A 7,125-nucleotide genomic window follows, 5' to 3' on the forward strand; every position below is an offset into this window, starting at 1 on the left:
TTCTTATTTTCAGGGTGCAAAGTAAAGACCCGTCTCACTTGTCTCACCCGTCTCACTTGTCTCACTTGTCTCACCCGTCTCACAATTCAAAATTCAAAATTCAAAATTCTCTCACCCGTCTCACCAGTCTCACGCTGGCGCAAGCTTGCAGCTTGTGCCCAATTCAAAAATTCTCCTCCAGTCTCACCAGTCCCATAAGTCCCACTCGTCCCACAATTCAAAATTCAAAATTCTCTCCTCGCACCCAACAAATATACTTGCGATGAATATTCTCCTTTTATCATTCCGTATAAATTAGAGCGCAACCCATTGAATATCCCTTTTATAAATGATTTCTTACCTGTTTTATATTGTTCAGAAAGCATAGATACGTAAAAAGCATCAAACAACATTGGCTTTTTAGCAATAACCTTAAGTCCCTCTTTAGCAAATAATTTTTTTATACTATCTTCACTAAAGTGCCATAAGTGTCTGGGTACATCATAAGCCGCCCAATATTGCTGATAATGTTGTGCGTCCCACGAACGGTAATTAGGTACTGCTACCACCAGCAAACCATTATCTTTCAGTAAATTAGCAATAGTATGTACCGTAGTTTCTATATTGGGCAAATGCTCCAATACGTGCCATAACGTAATCACATCATAAGTATGCATAGGCAGTTTATGATAATCACTTTCTAATACAATTCCCTTTTCTCGTGCTTTTTCTTGTGCTTTTATACTAGGTTCCACTCCTGTAATTTGCCACTGTTGTTGCTCACATATTTTTAGAAAGTCACCCGTACCTGCCCCTATATCCAATAATTGTAACGAAGATTGTGCCTTATAATCCTTAATAAGGTTTATCTTATGCTTTAAGTTTATTTTCTTAACGTATTGATAGAGTGCATCAAACCAACCTTTATTACTATCAGTATGCGATATGTAATTTTCAGTTTCGTAATATTTATCCAATTGTTCAGGTACAGGTATAGTTTGGTATAAATCATACTGAGCGTTATATACCAATTCAAACTCTTCCCCCGATACACTATAATCTTTAATAATCACTTTAGTTAATTTTGAATTATAAATTTTAAATTATGATTGTTCCACGTGGAACATTATATATATCTTAAAAAACTATACCATTTTCGTTGTTTTAAATAAGTGTAGTCTCCATCATTACTATAGGCTTCACGTTCAAAAATTATATTCTTATAAGCCTTTAGCTTATCTTTATACTTAAGGTATTTAATAAGAAAATCAATAAGATACCATATATAAAAAGGCAATATAAGCAATTCTCGCTGCTGAGCCAAATGTATCCTTTCGTGATTACAAAATCTTTCATTACCAATATAACTTTCATCAGTAGTAAATACAAAAGGATATAAAGTAATCCCCGAAAAACCCTTTGGTACAAAAAACTTATTTACTACAAAAAATCCCATAGTATATTTACTCATTTATCATTAGCTTTGTCATTTGTCACTAATTTTTCACTTTTTTTTAGGGCTAAAAAAGTCAAAAATTAAAATAAGGCGATTTTAAGCCTCTTCTCCACCCTATTGGTACTCTTATATCAAAAAATAAAAATAATCAATTAAAAGCCATTTATAGAGGTCATTTTTAATAACTAAATTTTATTTTTAATTCTTATATAATAGAAAATTATTATATTATCCATTTTACTACTAAATGTCATTATCCCAAAATATTTTTTCTATTTTCAGATAAATAACTAATAAAACTTTAGTACTTTTGCAGCCTAATACAAATAACTTTATAACAATGAAAAAAATAGGTATCGCTGCCATCGCACTCACAGTGCTCACAGCTTGTAACGACAAAATTGGTTTTGTGGATAACACAAAATTACTAAATGACTATAAAGAAAAACAAGACATCGAGGCTGCCTTGAAAATACAAATTAATGCCTTCGAGAAAAAACGTGATAGTATAGAATTTGCTTTCAACGAAGAGGTCAAAAAATTCCAAGCTCAAACAAACAACTTAAGCCCAGAGCAAGCCAAACGCAAGTACAACGAACTTCAACAAAAACAAAATATACTCGGACAACACTTGCAACAACAACAAGAGCAAATACGCTTAGAAAGTCAGAACCAAATGGATAGCCTCCTTGTAAAAGTAAAACGAAACATAGAGGCTTACGGAAAAGAAAAAGGCTATACTTTCATTTTGGGTGCCAATAGCGGTGGTAGCGTCCTCTATGGTAAGGAAAGCAAAGAAATTACCAAAGAACTTACCGAATACCTCAACAAAAAATACACCGAAAAGAAGTAATACTCCTTTTAAAACTTCAATGACGATAGTACATTTAGAAAAAAAGGCTTACAGACTAAAAATACACCAAATAAAAGCAAGATAATACTTATCACTCGCTTTATTTTGTATATATGATAGGCTGTAAGCCTGTTTTTTAGTTTCTTAGCTATCAGTATTTTTCCTATATCTATAAGAAAATAAACAATTATTATAGAACTAAAAAATAGTAAGATACGATTAGGCTCCATATCCAGCTTAGGACCAAATACTACAATAATCCCCAACCAAAAGCCTAATACCCCTATATTGATAAAGTTAAGTAAAAATCCTTTTATAAATAGTGCTATATAATTTACTTTTTTCATTCTTATAAAACTGATATTATCCTTACATTCAACATCTTTTTGAAAGTCCTTTTTTACTTTAATGAAAGAAATCAGCCCATAGGCTATCATAATAAGTCCACCAGCCAAAAACAATCTTGGGTCATCTTTAATTTCGGTAAGCAAACTATTGGTAGTAAAATAGACTATCGCAATAAAAGCTGCATCAGCAGTTACTACGCCTGTATTGAAAGCTATCGCAGCACGAAAGCCTTTGGTAATTGCAGTTTCCAGCAATACAAAAAATACAGGTCCTATAGTAAAAGCCAATAATATCCCCAAGGGAACGGCAAGTAATATATCAGCAAACATTATTTATCAATCTATTTAAAATATTCTTTTTCAGTTAATTAATTATTTCAAAATCCAATTGCTTTTTCATCAAATCAGTGTTTTTTACTCGTACCATTACTTCATCACCCAATTGGTACATCTTTCCTGTAGCCCTTCCTACTAAGGCATATTGTTGTTCATCAAAACTGTAATAGTCATCTTTCAAATCACGAGCACGTACCAAGCCTTCACATTTATTCACTACAATTTCTACATAAATACCCCACTCAGTAACCCCCGAAATAACTCCTGCAAACTGCTGGTTCGTATGTGCTTCCATATATTTTACCTGCATATATTTTATAGAGTCCCTTTCTGCCGATGAAGCCAAAGTCTCCATTTGTGAAGAGTGCTTACATTTCACTTCATAATCCGATTCGTTTTGAGAAGGCGCATTGTCTAAATACAACTGTAAAAGCCTGTGTACCATTACATCAGGATAGCGGCGTATGGGCGAAGTAAAATGAGTATAGTCATCAAAAGCCAATCCGTAATGCCCTATATTTTTAGTAGAATAAGCTGCCTTTGCCATCGAGCGTATCGCTAAGGTATCTACCAAATTCTGTTCTTTCTTGCCTTTTACTTCTTCCAACAAAGTATTTAGCGAATGCGTAATCGTATTTTTATTTTGTAGGTTAATTGCATAGCCAAAACGAGATATAACCCCATTGAGCTGTTCCAGTTTTTCAGCATCAGGTTCATCGTGCACGCGATATACAAATGTTTTTTTCATTTTGCTCACAAACTCAGCTACTCGTCTGTTTGCCAGCAACATAAACTCTTCTATCAGCTTGTTTGCCTCTTTGCTTTCCTTGAAATAAACTCCTATAGGGTTGTCATTTTCGTCCAACTGAAATTTTACTTCTATTTTATCAAACGAAATAGCCCCTCGTTGCATACGCTTGTGGCGCAATACTTGTGCCAAAGTGTTTAGTGTAAGTACTGCATCCACTATTTCAGCAGGGATAGTACGCTCACTATTGGTAATAGATAGCTCTGGTTGTAGGGTATAGTGCTCCCCTACACTACCCTCTTCTATAATAGCTTGCGCCTCCTCATAGGCAAAGCGTTGTGATGAATGTATTACAGTCCGTCCTATCCACTGATTGACTATTTCAGCCTTGCCATTCATCTCAAAAATTGCCGAAAAAGTATACTTATCTTCATTCGGACGTAATGAACAAGCAAAATTACTAAGCACTTCAGGCAACATAGGTACTACCCTATCCACCAAATATACCGAAGTAGCACGATTATAAGCTTCCTCATCTAGTATAGTACCTTCTTTCACATAATGCGAAACATCAGCAATGTGCACCCCTACCTCATAATTTCCATTCCCCAACACTCTGAACGACAGGGCATCGTCAAAGTCTTTGGCATCTTTAGGGTCTATAGTAAAGGTAAGTACTTCTCGCATATCACGGCGTTTAGCTATTTCTTCTTCGGTAATAGTTACGTCCAACGCTTTAGCATAAGTATCCACCTCTTCCGGATAAGTATATGGCAATCCGTATTCGGCTAATATAGAGTGCATTTCAGTATTTTGTTCACCTGGTTTGCCCAGTACTTGCTCTACTACCCCTGTGGGCGAATCACTTTTGTCTTTCCATTCTTCAATCCGCACCAGCACGCGATCGCCATCAGTAGCACCATTTAGATTTTCTTTGAACACGAATATATCCGTATACATACGGTGATCAGTAGGAATTACAAAAGCAAAATTTTTGTGTAGTTGCACAGTACCTACAAATCGTACTTTGTTGCGCTCCAATATTTTAGTAATTTCACCCTCCATTTTCTGCCTATTGCGAAATCGCGGAAATACATATACTTCCACCAAATCACCGTGAAGTGCTTTGTTCAAAAAATTAGACGGTACAAATATATCGTCTTCCAAATCATCTACCATCACATAGCCATTGCCACGCGAATTGATGTCCAACGTACCTACATAATAATGCTGCATCTCTATGGCACGGTATTTACCGCGGTCAGTTTCTATGATTTGCTTCTTTTCTTTCAGTTTTGCCAATCGTTTTATGAGCGTATCGCGTTTAGTAGCATCTGTTATTTGCAGTTTGGCAGCTATTTGTTTATAATTGAAACTTTCATTGGGGTGCTCATTAAGCACAGCAAAGATAGCTTTGGTAAGTTCGTGCTTGTTGTGCTTGGCTGTTACTTTATTTTTCTTTGATTTAGTAGTTTTTTTCATTGTTATTAATTGTGTTTTCTCTTTTCGCTGCAAATATACAATTTTTTTTGATAAGGGTTTTAAAAAAACTATTCTTCACACAAGTTACGAGACACACACGTAGAGAAAAACAAACTTTTTCAACAATCCCTAAATAATAAATAAAATAAAATTTTAAATAAATAGAATAAGGCTACTATTATAAAGCTGTGAAAAAGCCTATTATTTTTTGCTTTATAAATTTGCTTTTTTAGGTTATTGTAGCTTATTAACAATTCATATAATTTTAATATAATGAAATTCAATGTATTATATATAATTGTTCATAACTTATTTTCTTCCACTAACTGTTTTTGTCAGTAACTATTTTTTCTTGTTGTTGTTAATAACGCTTTGATAACTGTTGATATTTATCCAAAAAAAATATTTGCATATTTCATTTTGCTTTTTGTATATACACAAAGTTGAATTACGCAAATATTTTTATTACTATTATTTGGTAAGTTATTAACAAGAAATCAATAATGTTTAAAAGGGTGCAAATACCAAAATTATAGTTCGTCCAACTGCTTTTTCAGAGGGGCAATATATTCCATATAAGCCTCTTTCAGTTTTGCTTCTATAGGCACCGAGTCTGGAAATTTTTCTTTTAGAGGGTCTACTTGTACCCCGTTTTTCCAAAATCTATAACACACGTGCGGACCTGTGGCAAGCCCTGTACTACCTACTAGTCCTATCACTTCCCCTTGCGATACCTGCTGTCCTTTGCGCACTAATATTTTTTGCATATGTAAATATTGAGTGGTGTAAGTACCATTATGGCGTACTTTTACGTAGTTGCCGTTACCCGAGCCAAAGCCCGCTTCGGCTACAGTACCTGCGGCAGTAGTACGTATAGGCGTACCCGCAGGAGCAGCGTAATCTGTACCAAAATGCCCTTTCATACGGTGTAAAATAGGGTGAAAACGCATTCCAAATTTTGAGGTAATACGAAAAATATCTAATGGTGATTGTAAGAACATACGTTTCATCATATTGCCATTTTCATCGTAAAAACCGTTAGTACCCGCAATACTATCAGTGGTAAAGTTGAAAGCGTAGTATGATTTATCACCCCAGCGGAAGTAAGCAGCTCGCACACGTTCCACCCCAGCATAAATAGTATCGTCTACATACCGTTCGTCATAAATAATTTTGAATTGATCACCTTTTTGAAGGCGGAAAAAGTCAATGGTATAGTCAAATATTTGCCCTAACTGATAGGTCGCATTAGCACTGATACCCGCTTGTTGCGCATCTACCGAAAGGTTGTTGCTAATGCTTCCAGCAATAGCTTTTTCTTTGATAATAATTTTTTTCTGTTCTTTGTAAGCGTAGATAGAATCAGCGAGATGCACCACGATATATTCGCTTATAGTAGGCTGATATACAAAGCTATAAGGTTTCAGTGTATCCCCTTTTCGGTACAAAAAAGCATAAGGTTTCCCTACTCTGAAATTTTTAGGGTGTATAAAAGCACTTGTTTGTTGCGAAATTTGATGAATATCACTAACAGTCATATGGTGATGTTCCAATAGTTTTCCAAAGGTATCCCCTTCTTTTACAGTATCTTTTACGATATTAAAGTTATTGAGGTTAAACCCATATTCAAATACAGGAGGTTTTTCCGTTTGAGTAGTGCTCGAAGCCGTTGTTTTATGAGTTTCATCGTTATGGCAACCGATGAGCATTCCCGCTATAGCAGCCGTACAAAATAGTGTTTTGATGTTCATTTGTTAGTAATTATTGTATTTTATAGTAAAATTTATTTTTCTTTATCTGTAAGTATTTCAGGTTCTTTTGTTAATACATTTATGTTCATATTTATATATTTTTTGCAAAGATATAAAATAATGTTCAATAATCAATGATAAATCCCCTGCTGGCGCAAGCTTGCAGCTTGTGC

General features: G+C 34.7%; 6 protein-coding genes. 1 reads left to right on the forward strand and 5 read right to left on the reverse strand.

Features of this window, described 5'->3' with window-relative positions; translation table 11 throughout:
* Window positions 1-224 precede the first annotated feature (224 nt).
* Together HMPREF9075_RS11805 and HMPREF9075_RS11810 are read right to left on the reverse strand one after the other, a co-directional pair.
* Window positions 225-1,052 carry a class I SAM-dependent methyltransferase gene (locus HMPREF9075_RS11805; protein WP_009416837.1) on the reverse strand — a complete coding sequence of 276 codons (828 nt, stop codon included), beginning with the start codon at window positions 1,050-1,052 and terminating at the stop codon, window positions 225-227.
* A 53-nt stretch (window positions 1,053-1,105) separates the two neighbouring features.
* On the reverse strand, window positions 1,106-1,435 hold the full coding sequence (locus HMPREF9075_RS11810; RefSeq protein ID WP_034557753.1) for a hypothetical protein: 330 nt from the start codon (window positions 1,433-1,435) through the stop codon (window positions 1,106-1,108).
* Between the two features lie 340 nt (window positions 1,436-1,775).
* Here HMPREF9075_RS11810 and HMPREF9075_RS11815 point away from each other — a divergent pair, with 340 nt between their 5' ends.
* Window positions 1,776-2,288, forward strand: coding sequence for an OmpH family outer membrane protein (locus HMPREF9075_RS11815; protein ID WP_009416839.1), 513 nt, complete (start codon window positions 1,776-1,778; stop codon window positions 2,286-2,288).
* A gap of 8 nt (window positions 2,289-2,296) precedes the next feature.
* On the opposite strand, the gene HMPREF9075_RS11820 is transcribed toward HMPREF9075_RS11815, so the two are convergent.
* From HMPREF9075_RS11820 to HMPREF9075_RS11830, 3 genes are all read right to left on the reverse strand, one after another.
* Window positions 2,297-2,965 (reverse strand): LysE family translocator, encoded by a 669-nt coding sequence (locus HMPREF9075_RS11820; protein ID WP_009416840.1) that lies wholly within the window; start codon window positions 2,963-2,965, stop codon window positions 2,297-2,299.
* A gap of 34 nt (window positions 2,966-2,999) precedes the next feature.
* Entirely contained in the window at window positions 3,000-5,201 is a 2,202-nt protein-coding gene (rnr, locus tag HMPREF9075_RS11825) for a ribonuclease R (RefSeq protein WP_009416841.1), read from the reverse strand.
* 530 nt (window positions 5,202-5,731) lie between these two features.
* The gene (locus tag HMPREF9075_RS11830) at window positions 5,732-6,910 is read right to left on the reverse strand and encodes a peptidoglycan DD-metalloendopeptidase family protein (protein WP_051033427.1); all 1,179 of its coding nucleotides are present in this window, start codon (window positions 6,908-6,910) and stop codon (window positions 5,732-5,734) included.
* Window positions 6,911-7,125: the final 215 nt, after the last annotated feature.

It is taken from the genome of Capnocytophaga sp. oral taxon 332 str. F0381, from assembly GCF_000318275.2.
GTDB lineage: Bacteria > Bacteroidota > Bacteroidia > Flavobacteriales > Flavobacteriaceae > Capnocytophaga > Capnocytophaga bilenii.

Bases quoted from the DNA above. Each gene is read 5' to 3' on its own strand.
- HMPREF9075_RS11810 (WP_034557753.1), bottom strand. From the start codon at position 1,435: ATGGGATTTTTTGTAGTAAATAAGTTTTTTGTACCAAAGGGTTTTTCG.
- HMPREF9075_RS11815 (WP_009416839.1), top strand. From the start codon at position 1,776: ATGAAAAAAATAGGTATCGCTGCCATCGCACTCACAGTGCTCACAGCT.
- HMPREF9075_RS11820 (WP_009416840.1), bottom strand. From the start codon at position 2,965: ATGTTTGCTGATATATTACTTGCCGTTCCCTTGGGGATATTATTGGCT.
- rnr (WP_009416841.1), bottom strand. From the start codon at position 5,201: ATGAAAAAAACTACTAAATCAAAGAAAAATAAAGTAACAGCCAAGCAC.
- HMPREF9075_RS11830 (WP_051033427.1), bottom strand. From the start codon at position 6,910: ATGCTCATCGGTTGCCATAACGATGAAACTCATAAAACAACGGCTTCG.